19 protein-coding genes are annotated in these 21,327 nt (G+C 70.9%); 15 read left to right on the top strand and 4 right to left on the bottom strand.

Annotation, left to right across the window (positions count from 1 at the left end):
* Window positions 1-116: 116 nt before the first annotated feature.
* The 3 genes from SMIR_RS16100 to SMIR_RS16090 all read left to right on the top strand — a co-directional run bounded on the left by SMIR_RS16100 (window position 117) and on the right by SMIR_RS16090 (window position 2,782).
* A complete protein-coding gene (locus SMIR_RS16100) occupies window positions 117-1,322 on the top strand; it encodes a sensor histidine kinase (RefSeq protein WP_168494247.1) in 1,206 nt (401 codons plus the stop codon).
* Between the two features lie 69 nt (window positions 1,323-1,391).
* The gene (locus SMIR_RS16095; protein WP_101399904.1) at window positions 1,392-2,063 is read left to right on the top strand and encodes a response regulator transcription factor; all 672 of its coding nucleotides are present in this window, start codon (window positions 1,392-1,394) and stop codon (window positions 2,061-2,063) included.
* 86 nt (window positions 2,064-2,149) lie between these two features.
* Window positions 2,150-2,782 carry an AAA family ATPase gene (locus SMIR_RS16090; RefSeq protein ID WP_168494249.1) on the top strand — a complete coding sequence of 211 codons (633 nt, stop codon included), beginning with the start codon at window positions 2,150-2,152 and terminating at the stop codon, window positions 2,780-2,782.
* 72 nt (window positions 2,783-2,854) lie between these two features.
* Here SMIR_RS16090 and SMIR_RS16085 read toward each other — a convergent pair whose 3' ends face one another.
* On the bottom strand, window positions 2,855-3,961 hold the full coding sequence (locus SMIR_RS16085; protein ID WP_168494251.1) for a DUF5937 family protein: 1,107 nt from the start codon (window positions 3,959-3,961) through the stop codon (window positions 2,855-2,857).
* A gap of 166 nt (window positions 3,962-4,127) precedes the next feature.
* Here SMIR_RS16085 and SMIR_RS16080 point away from each other — a divergent pair, with 166 nt between their 5' ends.
* Entirely contained in the window at window positions 4,128-4,346 is a 219-nt protein-coding gene (locus tag SMIR_RS16080; RefSeq protein WP_168494253.1) for a hypothetical protein, read from the top strand.
* A 68-nt stretch (window positions 4,347-4,414) separates the two neighbouring features.
* On the opposite strand, the gene SMIR_RS16075 is transcribed toward SMIR_RS16080, so the two are convergent.
* A complete protein-coding gene (locus SMIR_RS16075) occupies window positions 4,415-5,593 on the bottom strand; it encodes a threonine aldolase family protein (protein ID WP_248003687.1) in 1,179 nt (392 codons plus the stop codon).
* Between the two features lie 214 nt (window positions 5,594-5,807).
* Between SMIR_RS16075 and SMIR_RS16070 the strand changes: the two genes are divergently transcribed.
* The 10 genes from SMIR_RS16070 (at window position 5,808) to SMIR_RS16025 (ending at window position 14,433) form a co-directional block, all read left to right on the top strand.
* Window positions 5,808-6,740: a Rossmann-like and DUF2520 domain-containing protein gene (locus SMIR_RS16070; RefSeq protein ID WP_075032433.1), complete on the top strand. Its 933-nt coding sequence runs from the start codon at window positions 5,808-5,810 to the stop codon at window positions 6,738-6,740.
* Complete coding sequence (gene panC / locus SMIR_RS16065) at window positions 6,737-7,726, top strand: pantoate--beta-alanine ligase (protein WP_168494257.1); 990 nt, start codon at window positions 6,737-6,739, stop codon at window positions 7,724-7,726. The genes SMIR_RS16070 and panC overlap by 4 nt, the downstream gene beginning before the upstream one ends.
* On the top strand, window positions 7,723-9,507 hold the full coding sequence (locus tag SMIR_RS16060) for an L-aspartate oxidase (RefSeq protein ID WP_168494259.1): 1,785 nt from the start codon (window positions 7,723-7,725) through the stop codon (window positions 9,505-9,507). The genes panC and SMIR_RS16060 overlap by 4 nt, the downstream gene beginning before the upstream one ends.
* Window positions 9,508-9,512: 5 nt before the next feature.
* Window positions 9,513-10,535 (top strand): carboxylating nicotinate-nucleotide diphosphorylase, encoded by a 1,023-nt coding sequence (gene nadC, locus SMIR_RS16055; protein WP_168494261.1) that lies wholly within the window; start codon window positions 9,513-9,515, stop codon window positions 10,533-10,535.
* A 5-nt stretch (window positions 10,536-10,540) separates the two neighbouring features.
* Window positions 10,541-11,338, top strand: coding sequence for a type III pantothenate kinase (locus SMIR_RS16050; RefSeq protein WP_101399912.1), 798 nt, complete (start codon window positions 10,541-10,543; stop codon window positions 11,336-11,338).
* 497 nt (window positions 11,339-11,835) lie between these two features.
* Entirely contained in the window at window positions 11,836-12,459 is a 624-nt protein-coding gene (locus tag SMIR_RS16045) for a hypothetical protein (RefSeq protein WP_212728368.1), read from the top strand.
* Window positions 12,460-12,472: 13 nt separating this feature from the next.
* Window positions 12,473-12,652: a hypothetical protein gene (locus tag SMIR_RS16040; protein ID WP_095853288.1), complete on the top strand. Its 180-nt coding sequence runs from the start codon at window positions 12,473-12,475 to the stop codon at window positions 12,650-12,652.
* 177 nt (window positions 12,653-12,829) lie between these two features.
* The gene (locus SMIR_RS16035) at window positions 12,830-13,315 is read left to right on the top strand and encodes a BlaI/MecI/CopY family transcriptional regulator (protein ID WP_248003688.1); all 486 of its coding nucleotides are present in this window, start codon (window positions 12,830-12,832) and stop codon (window positions 13,313-13,315) included.
* A gap of 9 nt (window positions 13,316-13,324) precedes the next feature.
* Window positions 13,325-13,870 (top strand): amino-acid N-acetyltransferase, encoded by a 546-nt coding sequence (locus tag SMIR_RS16030; RefSeq protein WP_168494265.1) that lies wholly within the window; start codon window positions 13,325-13,327, stop codon window positions 13,868-13,870.
* Between the two features lie 227 nt (window positions 13,871-14,097).
* A complete protein-coding gene (locus SMIR_RS16025) occupies window positions 14,098-14,433 on the top strand; it encodes a histone-like nucleoid-structuring protein Lsr2 (RefSeq protein WP_054237508.1) in 336 nt (111 codons plus the stop codon).
* 34 nt (window positions 14,434-14,467) lie between these two features.
* Here the strand turns inward: SMIR_RS16025 and SMIR_RS16020 are convergent, their stop codons facing one another.
* Complete coding sequence (locus SMIR_RS16020) at window positions 14,468-15,136, bottom strand: SCO3374 family protein (RefSeq protein ID WP_168494267.1); 669 nt, start codon at window positions 15,134-15,136, stop codon at window positions 14,468-14,470.
* A gap of 430 nt (window positions 15,137-15,566) precedes the next feature.
* Here SMIR_RS16020 and SMIR_RS16015 point away from each other — a divergent pair, with 430 nt between their 5' ends.
* Window positions 15,567-18,092, top strand: coding sequence for an ATP-dependent Clp protease ATP-binding subunit (locus SMIR_RS16015; protein WP_054237510.1), 2,526 nt, complete (start codon window positions 15,567-15,569; stop codon window positions 18,090-18,092).
* A 65-nt stretch (window positions 18,093-18,157) separates the two neighbouring features.
* Here SMIR_RS16015 and SMIR_RS16010 read toward each other — a convergent pair whose 3' ends face one another.
* Entirely contained in the window at window positions 18,158-21,298 is a 3,141-nt protein-coding gene (locus tag SMIR_RS16010) for an NACHT domain-containing protein (RefSeq protein ID WP_212727148.1), read from the bottom strand.
* Window positions 21,299-21,327: the final 29 nt, after the last annotated feature.

Genomic DNA, 21,327 nt, shown 5'->3' with positions numbered 1-21,327 from the left:
ACAGGCCCTAGCCGTCCCGGGCGGGGGAGCATCCACCTTGGGGAGTACGAGCGCCTCTTGCGGATCGACCCTCCGGTTGACCCCTGCACACTGCATGCTTCCCTACGCTGGGTTACGTGCAGCGCCTCTATGACTTCCTCCGCAGGCACCCGACGTGGGTCGACAGCTTCTGGGCCGTCGTCCTGCTCGGGATCTCCGGCGTGAGCCTGAGCAATGTCAACGGCGCCTCCGACCAGCGAGGGTCGCTCGCCGCGGCGCTCCCGATCGCCGTCGTACTGAGTGCGGTCGTCGCGCTGCGCCGCCTGATGCCCGAGAAGATGCTGGTCCTGGCCGCAGTGGTAGGTGTCGCACAGGTGGTCCTGGACGTCCCGCCGGCGCCCGCGGACTTCGCGATGTTGGTGATCATCTACACCGTCGCCGCGGACGGTGCCCGCTGGGCTTCGCGCCTCGGGCTGATCGGCGGCCTGTGCGCGGCGACCGTCGGGCAGCTCCGCTGGCCCCTGAGGGACCAGGGTCCGCTGGGCGCCGTCCTGATAGTGATCTTCCAGACGGTTCCGTTCGCGCTCGCCTGGGTCCTCGGTGACTCCATCCGCACCCGCCGCGCCTACCTCGCCCAGCTGGAGGAGCGCGCCGCCCGCCTGGAGAAGGAGCGCGAGGCGCAGGCCAAGGTGGCCGTCGCCGCCGAGCGCGCCCGGATCGCCCGAGAACTGCACGACGTGGTCGCGCACAACGTCTCGGTGATGGTGGTCCAGGCGGACGGTGCCGCGTACGTCATGGACGCCGCCCCCGAGCAGGCCAGGAAGGCCCTCGAGACCATCTCCGGGACCGGCCGCCAGGCCCTCGCCGAGATGCGCCGCCTGCTCGGCGTGCTGCGCACCGGCGAGCACCAGGAGAGCGGTGAGTACGTGCCGCAGCCCGACGTCGAGCAGCTCGACGACCTCATCGAGCAGTGCCGCACCTCGGGCCTGCCCGTCGACTTCAAGGTCGAGGGCACCCCGCGCCCGCTGCCCAGCGGGGTGGAGCTCACGGCGTACCGGATCGTCCAGGAGGCGCTCACCAACACGCGCAAGCACGGTGGCCCGAACGCGGGTGCGAGCGTGCGCCTGGTCTACTTCGACGACGGGCTCGGACTGCTCGTCGAGGACGACGGCAAGGGCGCGCCCCACGAGCTGTACGAGGAGGGCGGCGCCGACGGCCAGGGGCACGGCCTGATCGGGATGCGCGAGCGTGTCGGTATGGTCGGCGGCACTCTGGACGCGGGGCCGCGCCCCGGTGGAGGCTTCCGCATCAGCGCCCTGCTGCCGCTCAAGTCGGCTCACTGACACCTGTAACGACATCTTTTGGCCAGTTCTAAAGCTTTTTGACCGTTGATGGAGAGGGAAGAGACCCCGATGGCGATCCGCGTGATGCTCGTCGACGACCAGGTGCTGCTGCGCACCGGCTTCCGGATGGTGCTCGATGCCCAGCCGGACATGGAGGTCGTGGCCGAGGCGGGCGACGGCGTCGAGGCCCTCCAGGTCCTGCGGTCGACCGCGGTCGACGTGGTGCTGATGGACGTACGCATGCCGAAGCTGGACGGTGTGGAGACCACCCGCCGCATCTGCTCGGATCCCAACCCGCCGAAGGTGCTGATACTCACCACCTTCGACCTCGACGAGTACGCCTTCTCCGGGCTGAAGGCGGGCGCCTCCGGCTTCATGCTCAAGGACGTGCCGCCCGGCGAGCTGCTCACCGCCATCCGCTCCGTGCACAGCGGTGACGCCGTGGTCGCGCCCTCCACCACCCGGCGCCTGCTCGACCGGTTCGCGCCGATGCTGCCCCACGTCGGCAAGGAGCCCCAGCACAAGGAGCTGGAGCGGCTCACCGACCGTGAGCGCGAGGTGATGGTGCTGGTCGCACAGGGTCTGTCGAACGGCGAGATCGCGGCCCGTCTCGTGCTGTCCGAGGCCACCGTGAAGACGCATGTGGGGCGCATCCTGACCAAGCTGGGGCTCCGGGACCGGGTGCAGGTGGTGGTCCTCGCCTACGAGACGGGGCTCGTACGGGCGGGCGGGCAGCGTTGATCCGGGACGGGCACCGCTGATCCGGGCCGACGGGGCGACCGTGGGTGCGTGACCGGGGCGTGACCGGGGCCCACTAGGGTCTGCGCATGCTCCTGTGGATCAACGGCCCCTTCGGGGGCGGCAAGACACAGACCGCACACGAGATCCAGCGGCGGCTGCCCGGCAGCGTCGTCTGCGACCCGGAACACGCCGGCTTCGGTCTGCGCCGCATGCTGCCGCCCGAACTGCGCGGGGACTTCCAGGACTTGGCGTCCTGGCGGCAGGGTGTGGTCGAGGTGCTCGACCTCGCCCTCGGCAAACACGACGGCGTGGTCATCGCCCCCATGACGGTCACCAACGCCCGCTATTTCGAGGAGACGGTCGGGCGGCTTACCGAACTGGGCCACGACGTACGGCACTTCGCGCTCCTCGCCGAGCGCGAGACCGTACTGAAGCGGCTGCGCGAGCGCGGCTTCGGACACCTCCTTCAGTACGTCGCCGGGAAGGACGCCCCGCTGCGGCACGAGAGCTGGGCCGTGCGGCAGCTCGACGACTGCCTGGAGCGGCTGCGCGAGCCGGAGTTCGCGGAGCACCTGTGGACCGATCACACGACGGTCGCCAAGACGGCCGACCGGATCGCCGTGCTCGCGGGACTGACGCTGACGCCGAACAAGGACGGGGTGGTGCGGGGGCGGCTGCGGCGGGCGTGGACCGGCGCCAAGCACATCCGGTTCGACTGAGCTTCCGGAGCGCCGGACACAGGTCTGCCTACCTCGACGCGGGCCGCCGGGCTCGACGTGGGGCCGCAGGGTTCAGCGCAGGATGCCCTCAAGGAAGTCGCTGCCCAGCCGGGCCACGACGCTGACGTCCAGCTGGTGCAGCACGTACCGCCCGCGGCGCCTCGTGGTGATCAGGCCCGCCTTCTTCAGCACGCCCAGGTGCCGGGATATCTCCGGGGCCGTCATCCCGTTCACCTGCGCCAGCTCGCCCGTGGTGAACGCGCTGCGGGCCAGGCTGCGGCAGATCCGCATCCGGACCGGATGGGACAGGGCGGTCATCCGCAGGGTCAGCTGCTCCAGCGAGAACGGGGCCGCGAGCTCCGGGGAACCGACCGGGTAGTGCAGCACCGGCTGCCAGCCGTAGCGGTGCAGCACCATCAGGTGCGGCCAGCCGAGACTGGTCGGCACGAGGAGGAGCCCGCCCTCCCCGGTGGCCGTCTGACCCTGGCCCAGCTTGTCGACCGTGATCGTCCGGCCGGTCTCGTCGAGCGTCACCGCCGGTGACACCGAGGCCATGGCCTCGGCCAGGCCCTTGTGCCGCAGGAGATCCGTCTTGTGGCGGGCGTCCGCCGCGAGCTGGTGGCGCAGCCGGGACCAGGTCTCGGCGAAGAAGGCCTCGTCGCAGTCCTCCAGGAACTGCCGCAGCCATGCCCGGATCTGCGGCGGATCGTCCAGCAGCCGCTTGCTGAACCGCACCTGCTGGGGTCCGCGTGCGGCGGCCAGCTCCAGCGCGCGCTGCTGCAACTCCGGGTCGGAGAGCGTGTCCCGGCCCGGCGCCGCGTACGGAAGCGCGCAGGTGAACTCCAGGGCGGCGTCCACGAACTGCTCGTCGGTCAGCTTGTCCAGCAGGTCCAGCTCCTCGGCGAGCGTGGCGCCCGGGAGCGTGGTCCTGCCGGGAATCCCCGCGTACGGCAGGAACAGGTCCGAGAACGTCGTCCGCCACAGGAAGTCGGCCTCGCACATCCGGTCCGCGAGATGCGAGTCGAGCCGGGCGGTCACACCGGTCGCCCAGCCCTGCAGCCCGGGGTGGTGACCCGGCTCGGACAGCGCGTGCAGCGCCATGCAGAGCTCGGCCAGGGGCGACGGCACGACGGAGATCCGCTCCTGCCGCAGCCCGGTGACGTCGATGTGCACGCTCATGACCTCATGGTGCACCCCGCCACTGACAACGCCGTCGTCGATTGACGGCGACCGTCAATCGAGGCGACAGCCACCGAGGACGGGCGCAATCTGGGACGACCGGGGCAACCGCGGGCCTTCGGATCCCCCTTCCGTCGCGCGTTTCCGTCCCGAGAGGCGATGAGCCATGAGCATCACCCAGCAGTACCTGCTCGACAGCTACCGGGCCAGCCGGCACGGCGAGCCGGCCCCTCCGGCGCCCGGCGCGCACGACTGGCAGGTCGCCCGCGAGCTGCGCGACCTCCGGCGGTTCCGGGCGGTCGTGGCGGGCCGCCCGGCCCACGGGCGGATACGCCAGGCCCTGGGCCGGTGGCTGCGCGGACGGCCGCCGCACCCGGGCCGCTGACCTCCGTGCGGGGTGGTCGACCGCCGGCGTCCGTGCGGGGTCGGCCGGGCGCCGGACTCCGTGTGCGGTCAGCCGGGCAGTCGCTCGACGAACTCCCGGACGGCCGCCCGTACGTCCTGCGCCGTCCACTCCAGACCGGGCGCCGCCACCGTGACCTCGGTGAGCGCGAGCCCCGGACCACCCCGCATCCAGCTCTGAGAGAAGAGCGAGGTCTTGGTCTCCTCGGTCTGCCGCAGCGCCGCGTCCGTGAGGACGTCGGGGTCGTACGGCAGCCACACCTGGAACTGGTGGGTGTGCGGCTCTTCCGGGTGGACGCGCGCCCAGGGGACCTTGGCCTCCGTGAAACCGTCGCGCAGGGCGGCGGCGACCACGCGCGCGTGGGCCACGTACTCCGGCAGCCGGGGCAGCTCCCGGTCCAGGCCGATGAGCGCGGCGAGCACCGTCGGGAACTGCTGGAGGATCATGCCGCCGTACCGGTGCCGCCAGGTCTTCGCCTCGTCGATCAGCGTCTTCGGGCCCGCGACAGCCGCCCCGCCGAAGCCTTCGAGCGACTTGTAGAACGACACGTAGACGCTGTCCGCGAGGCCCGCGATCTCGTCCAGCGGGCGGCCGAAGTGCGAGGTGCACTCCCACAGGCGGGCTCCGTCGAAGTGGACCACCGCGTCACGATCCCGGGCGGCTTCCACGACCTCGGAGAGTTCCTCCCAGGAGGGCAGCACAAAACCGGCGTCCCTGAGCGGCAGTTCGAGCAGCAGCGCCCCGAAGGGCTCCTCGAAGTCCCGTATCTCCTGGGCCGTGGGCAGCCGGGGCTCGTCGGTCACCCGCACCGGGCGCAAGCCGCTGACCTGGCTGAACGCGTGCCGTTCATGGACCTCGGGGTGGCCGAGCGCATGGAGGGCGACGGTCGGGTTCCCGGTGCGGCCCGCCCAGCAGCGCAGGCCGACCTGCTGGGCCATGGTGCCGGTGGGGAAGAAGGCGGCCGCCTCCTTGCCGAGCAGGCCCGCGACCCGCTCCTCCAGGGTCTCGACGATCTGGCCGCCGTACATGTCGACGGGCCGGTCGAGGTCGTACACGCCCTTGGCGCCCTCGTTCAGCCAGGTCAGCCGCTCCCGGACCGTGTGCTGGTGGCTGGGCCGCCACAGCACGCGCCGGGCCGCCCGCAGCGCGGCACTCCGCCGCTCCCGCAGCCGCTCGGCCGCCTCTTCCGGATCCTGGCCCGCACTCTCCGGGTCCTGTCCCACCGTCATCGGGTCCTGTCCCGCCGTCGCTTCCGCCGTATCGCTCATCCCCGGATGATGTCGCGCGCGGCCCCGCCTCGGCATCCTCGTTTTCCGCACCCCCCCGCGACCTGCGGAAACCCACAGCCTGTGGACAACGAAAACGACGCTCGAACCAATCGCGTTAACATGACGAGAAATCGTCCGGTACCCCGAGCGGACTGGAACGGAAGGCCGCCGTCGAGTGAGTACATTCCCCCAGCCAGACCCCAAGGACCGCCCCGCGCGGCTCACCGTCGGCGTTGTCGGCGCGGGCCGGGTCGGCCCCGCCCTCGCCGCGGCGCTCCAGCTCGCCGGGCACCGCCCGGTGGCCGTGTCCGGGGTCTCCGACGCCTCCAGGCGGCGCGCCGCGCTGCTCCTGCCCGACGTGCCGCTGCTCTCCCCGGCGCAGGTCCTGGAGCGCTCCGACCTGGTCCTGCTGACGGTTCCGGACGACGCTCTGCCCGGGCTCGTCGAGGGGCTCGCCGAGACGGGCGCCATCCGGCCCGGACAGCTGCTCGTGCACACCTCCGGGCGGTACGGCGCGCGAGTGCTCGACCCGGCGCTCAGGGCGGGCGCCCTGCCGCTCGCGCTGCACCCCGCCATGACGTTCACCGGCACCCCCGTGGACGTGCAGCGGCTCGCCGGATGCTCCTTCGGAGTCACCGCGCCCGAACAGCTGCGCCTGGCCGCCGAGGCCCTGGTGATCGAGATGGGCGGCGAGCCCGAGTGGATCGCCGAGGAGTCCCGCCCGCTCTACCACGCGGCCCTCGCGCTCGGCGCCAACCACCTGGTGACCCTGGTCGCCGAGTCCATGGAACTGCTGCGCACCGCCGGCGTGGAGGCCCCGGACCGGATGCTCGGCCCGCTGCTCGGCGCCGCCCTCGACAACGCCCTCAGGTCGGGCGACGCCGCCCTCACCGGGCCCGTCGCGCGCGGGGACGCCGGCACGGTCGCCGCGCACGTCGCCGAACTGCGCAAGCACGCCCCGGGGACCGTCGCCGGCTATCTCGCGATGGCCCGCGCGACCGCCGACCGGGCGCTGGCCCACGGACTGCTGAAGCCGGAACTCGCCGAGGACCTCCTCGGGGTACTCGCCGACGGCGCGACCCTGCCCGACGACGGGAGCGACCGATGACCACCCTGCTGCGCACCGCCGACGAGCTGCACGCGCGCGTACACCGCGGCAGCCGGGCCGTCGTGATGACCATGGGCGCCCTGCACGAGGGCCACGCCACGCTGATCCGCGCCGCCCGCGAGATCGCCGGGCCCGAGGGCGAAGTCGTCGTCACGGTCTTCGTGAACCCGCTCCAGTTCGGCGCGGGCGAGGACCTCGACCGCTACCCGCGCACCCTCGACGCCGACCTCAAGATCGCCGAGGAGGCGGGCGCGGACGCCGTGTTCGCCCCCTTCGTGGACGAGGTCTACCCCGGCGGCGATCCCCAGGTCCGCCTCTCCGCGGGCCCCATGGGCGAGCGCCTGGAGGGTGCCGTGCGCCCCGGCCACTTCGACGGCATGCTCACCGTCGTCGCCAAGCTGCTGCACCTCACCCGGCCCGACACGGCGCTGTTCGGGCAGAAGGACGCCCAGCAGCTCGCCCTGATCCGCCGCATGGTGCGCGACCTGAACTTCGGCGTGGAGATCGTCGGCGTGCCCACCGTGCGCGAGGAGGACGGGCTCGCCCTCTCCAGCCGCAACCGCTACCTCTCGCCCGAGGAGCGGCGCACCGCGCTCGCCCTCTCCCAGGCACTCTTCGCGGGCCGCGACCGGCACGCCGCCCAGGAGGCCCTGCGCGCCCGGGCCCGCGAAGTGCCCGCCACGCGCGCGCGTGCCGAGGCGCTCAGCGCGATCGGCGAATCCCGCGCCGCCGCCGACGCGCACGCGGTCGCCAAGGCCGTACCCGGCGGCCCCGCCGCCGTCCGCGGCGCCGCCCGCCTCGTCCTGGACGAGGCCGCCCGCCTCCAGCCGCCGCTGGTCCTGGACTACCTGGCGCTGGTCGACCCGTCGGACTTCACCGACATCGAGGACGACTTCACCGGCGAGGCGGTCCTCGCCGTCGCCGCCCGGGTCGGCACGACCCGCCTGATCGACAACCTCCCCCTCACCTTCGGAGCCGCCTCGTGACCGCCACAGGCACAGGTACACCTACGGGTACTGGCATACGACTGCACGCACCCGCCCCCGGCTGGGCCCTCACCGCCGACGTGGTGGTCGTCGGCTCCGGCGTCGCGGGCCTCACCGCGGCACTGCGCTGCGAGGCCGCGGGCCTGAGGACCGTCGTCGTCACCAAGGCCCGCCTCGACGACGGCTCCACGCGCTGGGCGCAGGGCGGCATCGCCGCGGCCCTCGGCGACGGCGACACCCCCGAACAGCACCTCGACGACACCCTCGTCGCGGGCGCGGGCCTGTGCGACGAGGACGCCGTGCGCATCCTCGTCACCGAGGGCCCCGACGCCGTACGCCGCCTGATCGAGACCGGCGCCCACTTCGACGAGTCCACCGAAGGCGAGCTGGCACTCACCCGTGAGGGCGGCCACCACCGCCGCCGTATCGCGCACGCGGGCGGCGACGCGACGGGCGCCGAGATCTCCCGGGCACTCGTCGAGGCGGTACGCGCGCGTGGCCTGCGCACGGTCGAGAACGCGCTCGTCCTGGACCTCCTCACGGACTCCGACGGCCGCACCGCGGGTGTGACCCTCCACGTCATGGGAGAGGGCCAGCACGACGGCGTGGGAGCCGTCCACGCCCCCACCGTGGTCCTCGCCACCGGCGGCATGGGCCAGGTCTTCTCCGCGACGACGAACCCGTCGGTGTCCACGGGCGACGGCGTGGCACTCGCCCTGCGCGCGGGCGCCGAGGTCTCCGACCTCGAATTCGTCCAGTTCCACCCGACCGTGCTCTTCCTCGGCCCGGACGCCGAGGGCCAGCAGCCGCTGGTGTCGGAGGCGGTACGCGGCGAGGGCGCCCACCTGGTCGACGCGGACGGCGTGCGCTTCATGGTCGGCCAGCACGAGCTGGCCGAACTGGCGCCCCGGGACATCGTCGCCAAGGGCATCATGCGGCGCATGCAGGAGCACGACGCCGAGCACATGTACCTCGACGCCCGGCACTTCGGCGCCGACATGTGGGAGCACCGCTTCCCGACCATCCTCGCCGCCTGCCGCGCCCACGGCATCGACCCGGTCACCGAGCCCGTCCCGGTCGCCCCGGCCGCCCACTACGCCTCCGGAGGCGTCCGCACGGACGCCCGCGGTCGCACCACCGTGCCCGGCCTCTACGCGTGCGGCGAGGTCGCCTGCACCGGCGTCCACGGCGCCAACCGGCTCGCCTCCAACTCCCTCCTGGAAGGCCTCGTCTACGCCGAGCGCATCGCCGCGGACATCGCGCGGAGCCGCTCGGAAAACGGCCTCCACGCGCGCGTGCCGGTACCGGTCCCGCACCCCGAGAAGCCCGCCCACCCCCTGCTCGCCCCCGAGGCACGGTTCACGATCCAGCGGATCATGACGGAGGGCGCCGGTGTGCTGCGCTCCGCCGAGTCCCTCGCGACCGCCACCGGCCGGCTCCAGCAGCTCCACACCGACGCCCGCGACGCCCTCGACGAGAACGGCAAGACCTCCGAGCCCGGCGTCGACACCTGGGAGGCCACCAACCTCCTGTGCGTGGCCAGGGTTCTGGTCGCGGCCGCGCGCCTGCGCGAGGAGACTCGTGGCTGCCACTGGCGCGAGGACCACGCCGACCGCGACGACGCCGACTGGCGCCGCCACATCGTCGTACGGCTGAATCCCGACCGCTCGCTGGCCGTACACACCACGGACACCGCAGACTTCCCCCCGACCCTCCCGCAAACCTCCGGCTTCCCCCGACCAGGGGGGACCCCCGTGCCCCAGCGCCTTCAGGAGCAGTGACAGCAGTGAGCACCCCCGACCTTCCCCTCGCCCAGAGCGGCGGCTGCGGCGACGGCTGCGGCTGCGGCGCCGAAGCGGACGACGACACGTACATGGAGTGCGGCCTCGACCCCGCGCTCGCCCAGCTCCTCGCCGACGCCGGGCTCGACCCCCTGGAGGTCGAGGACATCGCGAACGTCGCCATCCAGGAGGACCTCGACCACGGCGTGGACGTGACGACCGTCGCGACCATCCCCGAGGACGCCGTCTCCACCGGCGACTTCGTCGCCCGTGACGCGGGCGTCGTCGCGGGCCTGCGGGTGGCCGAGGCGGTCATCTCCGTGGTCTGCACCGACGAGTTCGAGGTGGAGCGGCACGTCGAGGACGGCGACCGGGTCGAGGAGGGCCAAAAGCTCCTCAGCGTCACCACCCGCACCCGCGACCTCCTCACCGCCGAGCGCAGCGCGCTGAACCTGCTGTGCCGGCTGTCCGGCATCGCGACCGCCACACGCGCGTGGGCGGACGCCCTGGAGGGCACCAGCACCCGCGTGCGCGACACCCGCAAGACGACGCCGGGCCTGCGCGCCCTGGAGAAGTTCGCGGTGCGCATGGGCGGCGGCGTCAACCACCGCATGTCGTTGTCGGACGCGGCGCTGGTCAAGGACAACCACGTGGTCGCCGCCGGCGGCGTCGCCCAGGCCTTCGAGGCCGTCCGCGAGGCCTTCCCGGAGGTGCCGATCGAGGTCGAGGTCGACACGCTGCACCAGCTGCGCGAGGTCGTGGACGCGGGCGCCGACCTGATCCTTCTCGACAACTTCACGCCCGTCGAGTGCGAGGAGGCGGTGGCCATCGTGGAGGGCCGGGCGCTCCTCGAAGCCTCGGGGCGGCTCACGCTCGCGGGCGCCGGGGTGTACGCGAAGACCGGCGTCGACTTCCTGGCCGTGGGCGCGCTGACCCACTCCTCGCCGATCCTGGACATCGGCCTCGACCTGCGCGAGGCGTCGACGGACGAAGCGTCGGACCAGGCCTCGACGAACGAGGCGGAGTAGGACCCATGCTGCTCACCATCGATGTCGGCAACACGCACACCGTCCTCGGTCTCTTCGACGGCGAGGAGATCGTCGAGCACTGGCGCATCTCCACGGACGCCCGCCGCACCGCCGACGAGCTCGCCGTGCTCCTCCAGGGCCTGATGGGCATGCATCCGCTGCTCGGCGAGGAACTGGGCGACGGCATCGACGGCATCGCGATCTGCGCCACCGTCCCGTCCGTGCTGCACGAACTGCGCGAGGTGACCCGCCGCTACTACGGCGACGTGCCCGCCGTGCTGGTCGAGCCCGGAGTCAAGACCGGCGTGCCGATCCTCACCGACAACCCCAAGGAGGTCGGCGCGGACCGCATCATCAACTCGGTCGCCGCCGTGGAGCTCTACGGGGGGCCGGCGATCGTCGTCGACTTCGGTACGGCGACCACGTTCGACGCGGTGAGTGCGCGCGGTGAGTACGTCGGCGGTGTCATCTCGCCCGGTATCGAGATCTCCGTGGACGCGCTCGGCGTCAAGGGGGCTCAGCTGCGCAAGATCGAGGTGGCTCGGCCTCGGGCGGTCATCGGCAAGAACACCGTCGAGGCGATGCAGTCCGGGATCATCTACGGGTTCGCGGGGCAGGTCGACGGCGTCGTCAACCGGATGGTGCGCGAGCTGGCGGAGGATCCTGACGACGTCACCGTCATCGCTACGGGTGGGCTGGCGCCGATGGTTCTCGGCGAGTCCTCCGTCATCGACGAGCACGAGCCGTGGCTCACGCTGATCGGTCTGCGCCTGGTCTACGAACGCAACGTGTCCCGCACCTGAGTCCCTCGCCCCCGCCGCCCTTACCCGTCCCAACCTTCTGGGGCTCTGCCCCAACCCCCGCCAGGGGCGCTGCGCCCCCTGGACCCCAGCATCGGCCTGAACGGCCTCGTCCTCGATCGCCGGACGGGCTGGACGGTGCGGGCCGGGATGGATGGGTCGACGGGGGTGGGTGGGGCTCGGCCTTTGGCCCCGTCCTCAAACGCCGATCGAGCGGCCGTCAGCCGAACGAACCCGGGCGGGCGGGGAATGCGGGGCGAAGCCCCCACCCTGGGGGCGCGGGGAACTGCGCGAGCAACCCCCACCGTCCCGCAGCCGAAGGGATCGGGTGGACGGGGGTTCGGGGCGGAGCCCCGGTGGGGGCGTCGTCGGGGAGGACACTCACCTGCGGCCCAACCACCCGCCGACCCCCGGAGGGACACGCGCAGACGCTATGCGGATTTTGTCTGATTAGCGCGTATCGTCGCCGCATGCCCACGCCCTACGGATCCCGCGGCGGCATGGCGTTCGGAGCACAGGAGCTGCGTGTGCTCCGTCGCGCTCTCGCCCTCGCCCTCCACCCCACCCCCGCCTCGGCCGAAGACGTCCAGGACTGCCTCCGTCTCGCCGAGTCCGTCGACGAGGCGGCCCGCGAGGGAGCCAGGCTCAGGGCCTTCCTGCTGGCCGACCTCGCCCGCTACCGGGCCGCCCTGCCCGGCACCGCCGCGGGCTACCTCGTCCTCCTGGAGGAGGCACTCGGCTCGGGCTACCGTCCCGACCCGGACGACCTCGCCGCGCTCCGGGCGCTGAGCGGCAACCCCGCCGCCGCCACCCTCCTGGACCGCTGCCGCGCCCTCGTCGAGCAGGACGTCCGCACCCGCCTCGCGGGCCTCTCCGCCACGCCCACGGTCCCCGCCTCCCGTACCCGCCTGACGGCCCTGCCCGGCGGCCTGGCCGCCACCTCGGCCTCGGAGGAACCCGTGAAGAAGCCCGCGGGCAGCCCCGCCGCCGAGCCGCGGCCGCAGTCCCCGGTCAGGAGCCCGCGCCCGGACCGTCCGATCCCGACCCCGGGCGAGGTCTTCCCGCCGAAGCGCAAGCCCACGCCGCCACCGGCGAACCCGCCGCAGCAACTCGCCGCGGGCTAGCTACTCTGGAGGCATGGACTATGTCTCCGCGCTGGTGCCCCCCGTAGTGATGGCCGTGTTCTTCATCGGGTTGATCGTGACGATCGTGAAGACCCAGGGCGGGGCCAACAAGTCCAAGGAGGACGCGGTCGTCGACGCCGCCCTCGCGCGCGCGGAGAGCGCGCGCCAGGCCTCTCCCGACATCAAGGCCTGAGGCGATAGCAGGGCCACAGCCCCGGCCGACGCGGCTCGCGTCCCCGCCGGGGCACTCATCGGCGTACGACTCATACGTTCTCATACGTTTTTCGAGTCGTACGCCCTTTTTGTTGCTGATCTCCCACTATTGTTCTGAGCTGTGCCTCGCCCATTGGGAGAACTCGAAGACGCGGTCATGACGCGGGTGTGGAAGTGGAACCGCCCGGTGACCGTTCGAGAAGTCCTGGAAGACCTTCAGCAGGAACGGTCCATCGCGTACACCACGGTGATGACCGTTTTGGACAATCTCCATCAGAAGGGCTGGGTGCGCAGGGAGGCGGAAGGCCGGGCCTATCGATATGAGGCGGTCTCCACGCGTGCCGCCTACTCGGCCGCACTGATGAACGACGCGTGGTCCCAGAGCGACAACCCTGCCGCCGCTCTCGTCGCCTTCTTCGGCATGATGAGTGAGGAGCAGCGGCGCGCGCTGCGGGATGCCGTACACATCGTGCAAGGGCCTGAAGAAGGCCCCGAACATGGCGGGGCCGGCGGCGAAACACGTGTAACCCCGGACGCCGCAGACGAGAAGCGGGTCGAGAAGCCAGTCGGGAAGCCCGATGAGGCGTCGGGTGAGAAGCCGGGCGAGAACCCCGACTCCGGCCCGGGCGGTACCGGGCGATAGCGTCCGCCCATGCCAGCAGAGCATCCAGCACCGCGTCCCGAAGACACCGCAAAAGCCGTCACCGTCCGGCGGGCCAGGACCAGTGATGTCCCGGCCGTGCGCCGCCTCCTCGACGCGAACGTCCGCCGCGGCATCCTGCTCGACAAAGCGACGGTGACGCTTTACGAGGACATCCAGGAGTTCTGGGTCGCGGAACGTGATGACAACGCCGAGGTGGTGGGGTGTGGTGCGCTGCACGTCATGTGGGAAGACCTCGCCGAAGTCCGCACTCTCTCGGTGAACCCCGTGGTCAAGGGCGTCGGTGTCGGTCATCAGTTGCTGGAGAAGTTGCTGCAGACCGCCCGCTGGCTCGGCGTTCGCCGGGTTTTCTGTCTGACCTTCGAAGTCGACTTCTTCGCGAAGCACGGCTTCGTGGAGATCGGCGAGACACCCGTCGACAGGGATGTCTACGCCGAGCTGCTGCGTTCCTATGACGAGGGCGTGGCAGAGTTCCTCGGTCTCGAACGAGTGAAACCGAACACCTTGGGCAACAGCCGGATGCTTCTGCATCTGTGATCGCCGGCGGCTATTCCGCCCGACCGCCTTGCCCGCGTTCCCTATGTCCGAAACGCGCACGTTTCCGGTCTTCCAGCGGCCCCCGAGTCTCACCCAGGGGTTTGTGTTTTTCCAGCAAAAGCGGTTTGCTTTCCGACGTACTGCAGTACTGCATATAACAGGGGACGTGAAACAGCGGCAGACGCCGCAGGCCCTCGGCCCTCAAGTTATCGATGAAAGGAAATCCGGTGGCACAGAAGGTTCAGGTCCTTCTTGTCGACGACCTCGACGGTGGCGAGGCGGACGAGACCGTGACGTTCGCGCTGGACGGCAAGACGTACGAAATCGATCTCACGACCGCCAATGCGGACAAGCTCCGTGGCCTTCTCGAGCCCTACGTGAAGGGTGGTCGTCGTACCGGAGGCCGTGCTGCGGGGGGGCGTGGAAAGGCGCGTGTCGCTTCCGGTGGCAGCCAGGACACCGCACAGATCCGCGCGTGGGCGAAGGAGAACGGTTACGAGGTCAACGACCGTGGCCGCGTTCCGGCGTCCATTCGCGAGGCCTACGAGAAGGCCAACGGCTGAGTCGAGGCCCATGGCCCAGCTGCCCAGCCAAGGTCTACGAGTAGGCCGGCGGCTGGGCGCACGCGCGTCGAAGCCGGACCCGGTGGCACTGTGTCGCCATCGTGTCCACGAGTCGTACGAGATCGGGGGCGCCCCCATCGCCCCCCACGGCCGACAGAGTCGGCAACGAGGGTTCCACCTCGCACCCCGGCTCGGGGGGTCGCAGCCAGACAGCGGCCCCCTGTGGACCGGCCCCGCCGGCCCCGTCCGTCCCGGCCCCGTCCGTGGTGAGTGGCCCCTCGGGCATCCCCGGCGGCAGCGGAGCCTCGATGCTCCCGCCCGCGCCGATCGCCGTGAGATCGAGCGCGAGAGCGCCCCACTCCAGCCAGTCGAGCAGCCCCGGCAGTTCCTCCGCGCTTCCCGCGGCCACCAGTAGCCACATCCGCGTCCCGTGCCGAGCCGGCCACTTCGCACGCCGAGCCGCCGGATCCTCGCACGGCGCCGATCGGCTTGTGTGCAGTGCCACCGGAGAGGCCGGTCCCAGGTGTCGCAGGGCCCTGACACCCGCCTCCGCAGGGACGTCCAGGACGTCGAAGCGCAGGCCGGCGGCCAGTCGTAGCGGCGAACCGGGCACTGTCGCCCAGCCGAGTTCGTTCTCGTACCACCGCCGCACCGGGTCGCTCGGGTGGAGCGGGCGGCGAGGGAGGGGGACAGTGGGAAGCATGTCAGGAGCAACCGTCAGAAGGGCTCCAGAGTTACGCTGGGTGTTTCATCATGTGCGCTGAGTATCGAAAGAAGAGCTGCGCGGGGGTGATCGGTGGCGCAAGGATGTTCGCCCATAGCGGAGGGAACCGGTGCGCGCGGCATGGAGTGTCAGTGCGTACGGGTAAGACATCCCTAGTGAGAGGGGCGACACGCATGGCTCGGGCATCTCACGTTCGCCATCGGCGTACAGCCGGTGCGGGTATCTGCCTGGCCTGCGGGAACATCGTCTCGCACCATCAGGTTGGAGCAGATGTCGGCGTTCGGGGTCAGGAGGCCAAGGACGGTGTCGGCAGTTGGAATGAGCGGTCCCCGCTTGCGGGACTAAGCTGCGGAAGGACAGCGAGGGGAGCGTCCCCTCACTGCCTGACCGCTCTGAGGAGCGATTAACGATGTTCGAGAGGTTCACCGACCGCGCGCGGCGGGTTGTCGTCCTGGCTCAGGAAGAAGCCCGGATGCTCAACCACAACTACATCGGCACCGAGCACATCCTCCTGGGCCTGATCCACGAGGGTGAGGGTGTCGCCGCTAAGGCCCTGGAGAGCCTCGGGATTTCGCTCGAGGCGGTCCGCCAGCAGGTGGAGGAGATCATCGGGCAGGGGCAGCAGGCCCCGTCCGGGCACATCCCCTTCACCCCCCGTGCCAAGAAGGTCCTGGAGCTGTCGCTCCGCGAGGCCCTTCAGCTGGGCCACAACTACATCGGCACGGAGCACATCCTGCTCGGCCTGATCCGAGAGGGCGAGGGCGTCGCCGCCCAGGTCCTGGTCAAGCTGGGCGCAGACCTCAACCGGGTGCGGCAGCAGGTCATCCAGCTGCTCTCCGGCTACCAGGGCAAGGAGACCGCCACCGCCGGCGGTCCTGCCGAGGGCACCCCCTCCACGTCCCTGGTCCTCGATCAGTTCGGCCGGAACCTCACCCAGGCCGCTCGTGAGTCCAAGCTCGACCCGGTCATCGGGCGCGAGAAGGAGATCGAGCGGGTCATGCAGGTGCTGTCCCGCCGGACCAAGAACAACCCGGTCCTCATCGGCGAGCCCGGCGTCGGCAAGACCGCCGTCGTCGAGGGCCTGGCGCAGGCCATCGTCAAGGGCGAGGTGCCCGAGACCCTCAAGGACAAGCACCTCTACACCCTCGACCTGGGCGCGCTGGTCGCCGGTTCCCGCTACCGCGGTGACTTCGAGGAGCGGCTGAAGAAGGTCCTCAAGGAGATCCGCACCCGCGGCGACATCATCCTGTTCATCGACGAGCTGCACACGCTCGTGGGTGCGGGTGCCGCCGAGGGCGCCATCGACGCGGCGTCGATCCTGAAGCCGATGCTGGCGCGCGGTGAGCTCCAGACCATCGGTGCGACGACTCTGGACGAGTACCGCAAGCACCTCGAGAAGGACGCGGCCCTCGAGCGCCGCTTCCAGCCGATCCAGGTGGCGGAGCCTTCCCTCCCCCACACGATCGAGATCCTCAAGGGCCTGCGCGACCGTTACGAGGCGCACCACCGGGTCTCCATCACGGACGAGGCGCTGGTCCAGGCCGCCACCCTGGCCGACCGGTACATCTCGGACCGCTTCCTGCCGGACAAGGCGATCGACCTCATCGACGAGGCCGGTTCCCGGATGCGCATCCGCCGGATGACCGCGCCGCCGGACCTCCGCGAGTTCGACGAGAAGATCGCGGGCGTCCGCCGCGACAAGGAGTCGGCCATCGACTCCCAGGACTTCGAGAAGGCGGCCTCTCTCCGCGACAAGGAGAAGCAGCTGCTGGCGGCGAAGGCCAAGCGCGAGAAGGAGTGGAAGGCCGGCGACATGGACGTCGTCGCGGAGGTCGACGGCGAGCTGATCGCCGAGGTCCTCGCGACCGCGACCGGCATCCCGGTCTTCAAGCTGACCGAGGAGGAGTCCTCGCGTCTGCTGCGCATGGAGGACGAGCTCCACAAGCGGGTCATCGGCCAGAAGGACGCCGTCAAGGCGCTCTCGAAGGCGATCCGTCGTACGCGGGCCGGTCTGAAGGACCCGAAGCGTCCGGGTGGTTCGTTCATCTTCGCGGGCCCGTCCGGTGTCGGTAAGACCGAGCTGTCCAAGGCCCTCGCCGAGTTCCTCTTCGGTGACGAGGACGCGCTGATCTCCCTCGACATGTCGGAGTTCAGCGAGAAGCACACGGTGTCGCGTCTCTTCGGTTCGCCCCCCGGATACGTGGGCTACGAAGAGGGCGGTCAGCTGACGGAGAAGGTGCGGCGCAAGCCGTTCTCGGTGGTCCTCTTCGACGAGGTCGAGAAGGCCCACCCGGACATCTTCAACTCGCTGCTGCAGATCCTGGAGGACGGTCGCCTAACCGACTCCCAGGGCCGGGTCGTGGACTTCAAGAACACGGTCATCATCATGACGACCAACCTCGGCACGCGGGACATCTCGAAGGGCTTCAACCTGGGCTTCGCGGCCACGGGTGACACGAAGTCGAACTACGAGCGCATGAAGAACAAGGTCTCGGACGAGCTCAAGCAGCACTTCCGCCCCGAGTTCCTCAACCGCGTCGACGACGTGGTCGTCTTCCCGCAGCTGACGCAGGAGGACATCCTCAAGATCGTCGACCTGATGGTCGGCAAGGTGGACGAGCGCCTCAAGGACCGGGACATGGGCATCGAGCTCTCCCAGTCCGCCAAGGAACTGCTGTCCAAGAAGGGTTACGACCCCGTCCTGGGTGCGCGGCCGCTGCGTCGCACGATCCAGCGCGAGATCGAGGACACGCTCTCGGAGAAGATCCTCTTCGGCGAGCTGCGCCCCGGTCACATCGTGGTCGTCGACACGGAGGGCGAGGGCGACACCAAGACCTTCACCTTCCGCGGTGAGGAGAAGTCGGCGCTGCCCGACGTCCCGCCGATCGAGCAGGCCGCGGGTGGAGCAGGGCCCAACCTGAGCAAGGAGGCGTAGCGCTCGGCGCTCGCCTGAACGAAGGGGCTGCCCCGGGACTTCGGTCCCGGGGCAGCCCCTTTTTTTCACACCACGCTGTCGGTCTTCTCGATGGTGACGGCGGCGGTCTCCGGGAGGAACGCCAGGAGATGTTCCGGTAGGTCGATCACGTTCGAGGCGAGATGGAACGTGACCCTGCGCAGGCCGGGAAAGAGAACCGGGACATTCGAGAGGTCTTCGTTTCCCGTGAACTTGTTGAGCCGCAGTCTCGCCACGTTCGGCAGCACCGGACCCGCGCTCCACCCGACGGCATTCCAGTTCACACGAAGTTCTTGTAGAGCGGGAAGCCGGGTGATCTCTTCGAAGTCCTCGGGGGTGAGGTTTTCGGGGAGTGTGGCCAGACTCAGCTGCTTCAGCGAGTGCATATGACTCAGGCCGCGCAATCCGGTGAATCGCAGGGCGTTCCTGGTGAGCCGCAGATAGGTCAGCGGCAGGTCCCGGGGGAGAGCGGCGTCGAGGGAGTCGCCGTGCAGCGGAAAACCGATGTCGAGCATCCGTAGAGTGCGGGAGGCGGAGAGCGGCGTCAGGGCACCCGGCTTCTCGAGTCCTGGCACGGTATCCACCGAAAGCCATTTCAGGGGCAGTTCGGCGAGCGGGGTGAGGTCGTCGACGTTCGGGTTGCTGCCGCTGATGTCCAGGTGCGTGAGCCGCCCCTGGTCCGACAGGAACGTCATGTCGCGCAGGATCCGGTTGTCGCGTACAACGAGTTCACACAGCTGGTCCGGCAGCAGCCCCTCGCGTATGTCGTGCGAGTCGATGTCCCCGATGACCTGGAGCATGGGGCGGCCGCCGAGTTCGCGCAGGGCGCGCAGTTGGTCGACGGAGTGCGCGCAGAAGTACAGGTCGTCCGGTGGCAGGTGGGCGATGACGTCGGCCGCGTAGCGCCGGGTGTCGAACCGGTGGGCGGTCCAGGCGAGTTGGGCCCGTACGAGCAGTGACGGATGCGACCGGAAGCGGGACAGGACCGGGAGTGCCGCGTCCGTGCCGATGAGCGACGCGGTGATGACCACGGCCCTGGCCTCGTCGTCGGTGAGCCCCTCGGGTCCGGGCAGCAGCTCCAGGACGAGCGGGCCCGCGTCGGCGAGGGTACGGGCCTCCTCGGTCGTACGGGGCGGGATGAGCGAGGCGGCGTTGCGCTCCACGGCCGCGCGGACGTGGGGGTCGAGTTCCGTGGCATGTTCCAGCGCGGCCAGGGCGAGCAGTCGTATACGCGTACCCGCCGCTCCGGACGTCTCCTCGGCGGACTTGGCCAAGTCGGCCAGGAGGGTGGCCCGTTCGCGGGGGCGGGCGTGCGCGACCGCCATCCGGATGACGTCCGACCACTGGGAGTCGAAGGCGTTGCGCACCAGCAGCCCGAAGTCCCCGTCCTCCACCGCCGCTCGCGCGCCCAGGTAGTCCTGGAAGGTGCGGTGGACGAACTCGACGGTGCCGGGCATGGGTTCGCGGAGCAGGCCGCTGCGGACGAGGAGATGGCGCAGGATCGCCGGGGCGTCGCCCTGCGCGGCGGCGGACGGGAGGGACGGCAGGACGTCGGCGACGATGCGTTCGGCACGGTCGCGGTCCATCTCGGACTGGTTGTTGCGGATGAGCCAGTAGGCCAGCCGCTGGAGGAGCTGGACCTGCGGGAGTTCCGTGAGGTGGATGCCGCCGGTGCGGTCGGGCGCGAACATGTCGCGCTCCTCGTCACGGCGCGACAGCAGCATGGACAGGGCGGCGTCGTACAGCTCCTGCCGGCCGTGCGGCAGATAGCCCCGCCGGTCGCGGTGCAGCGCGCAGATCAGCCCGCACATCAGCGGATTGGTGGCGAGTCGGCCGAGGTCGGGCTTGGTGCCGACGGCGGTGAGGAGGGAGTGTTCGTAGCCGTCGAGGCGGTCGGTGTCCGGGGCGTCGAGCCGGGCCGCCGTGTGCCAGCGGCGGATGAAGGCGGTGACGTCGTCACGGCTCATGGGGGTGAGGGCGAGCTCGGTGAAGGCGTCGGGGGTGAGCCAGTCCTCGCGGACGGCCGAGGGACGGGAGGTCACCAGCCATTGGTTGCCGGGATAGACGTCCAGCAGCTCGCGCAGCCAGCGGCGGGTCCGCTCGCGGTCGCGTTCGGGGATCTCGTCGATGCCGTCGACGAGGAGCAGCCCGCGTCCGGCGCCGAGGACGCGGTCGCTCCAGCCGTCCGGCTGGGTGGCGTGGAAGGGCACGCGGGCGGCGGCGAGGAAACCGTCGGGCGCCGGGAGTCCGTCGGGGCGGCGGACGAGGGTGCGCAGGGGCAGGACGAACGGGATCCGGTCGCCGCGCTCGCCCCGGGCCGCGGTCACGGCCAGCCACTGCACGAGGGTGGTCTTGCCGGAGCCGGCCACTCCGCGCAGCAGCACCAGGTCCTGTTCGGCGAGGGCCTGCTCGGCGGGGAGGGTGCTGCCGGCGGCCGCGATGTGCGTCCCGCTCGGGCCGGTCGCCTCCGCGTCCTCGGTGGCCCGCACGGCCTGCAGGCCGAGGTAGGCGGCGTCGAGGGGCCAGCGCTCGGGGGAGTTGACGAGGTCGATGCCGTAGATGGTGAGCCGGCTGTGCTTGGTCGCGACGTATGCGAGATACCGCTGTTCGAAGGCGGGATCCGTGCCGCCGGGCGGGGGAGTCCGTGCGATCAACTCGTCCATCTTGGAGATGAGTTCGCTCTGCCTGCGGCTTTGCTCCACCAGCGTGCGGGCCACGAAGGCCGAGCGCTGGGTGAAGAAGTGCAGGATGTGCAGGCAGGCCGCGCTCAGGATCCGTTCGTAGAACAGGGTCGCGTCGAAGGAGAGGTCCCGCTCGGGGTTGCCGCTCGCGGCGCGCAGCCGCAGGGCGAGCGCCTCGTGACCGAGTTCCACGGCCTGTACGTCGGTCATGGCGAGGTCGCCGAGGGCGTGCAGGGTGTCGGCGAGGGCGTGGACGACGGCCTGTTCCTCGTCGGCGGCCAGCGGGCGTTCCCCGGTGCGCAGGGCTCGGGCGACCAGCTCGGCGGCCAGCGTGGTCAGTTCCTTCTCCCCGAGGGTCCGCTTCTCTCCCCTGAAGGAGACGAACCCGGAGATCCGCACCGGCTTCTCGACCAGCCCGGCGCCCGGCCCGTCCGCCACGAAGAGCTTCTTGACGAGCGGCGCGACCACGCTCGAGGCCAACTTGGCACCTATGGCTGCTGGTTCCATGTCGCTCCCCCGGACGGCACGGTGACGGC

It is taken from the genome of Streptomyces mirabilis, assembly GCF_018310535.1.
Taxonomy (GTDB): domain Bacteria; phylum Actinomycetota; class Actinomycetes; order Streptomycetales; family Streptomycetaceae; genus Streptomyces.
The sequence above is the reverse complement of the archived record's forward strand: the minus strand, read 5'-3'. Positions and strand labels throughout refer to the sequence as shown.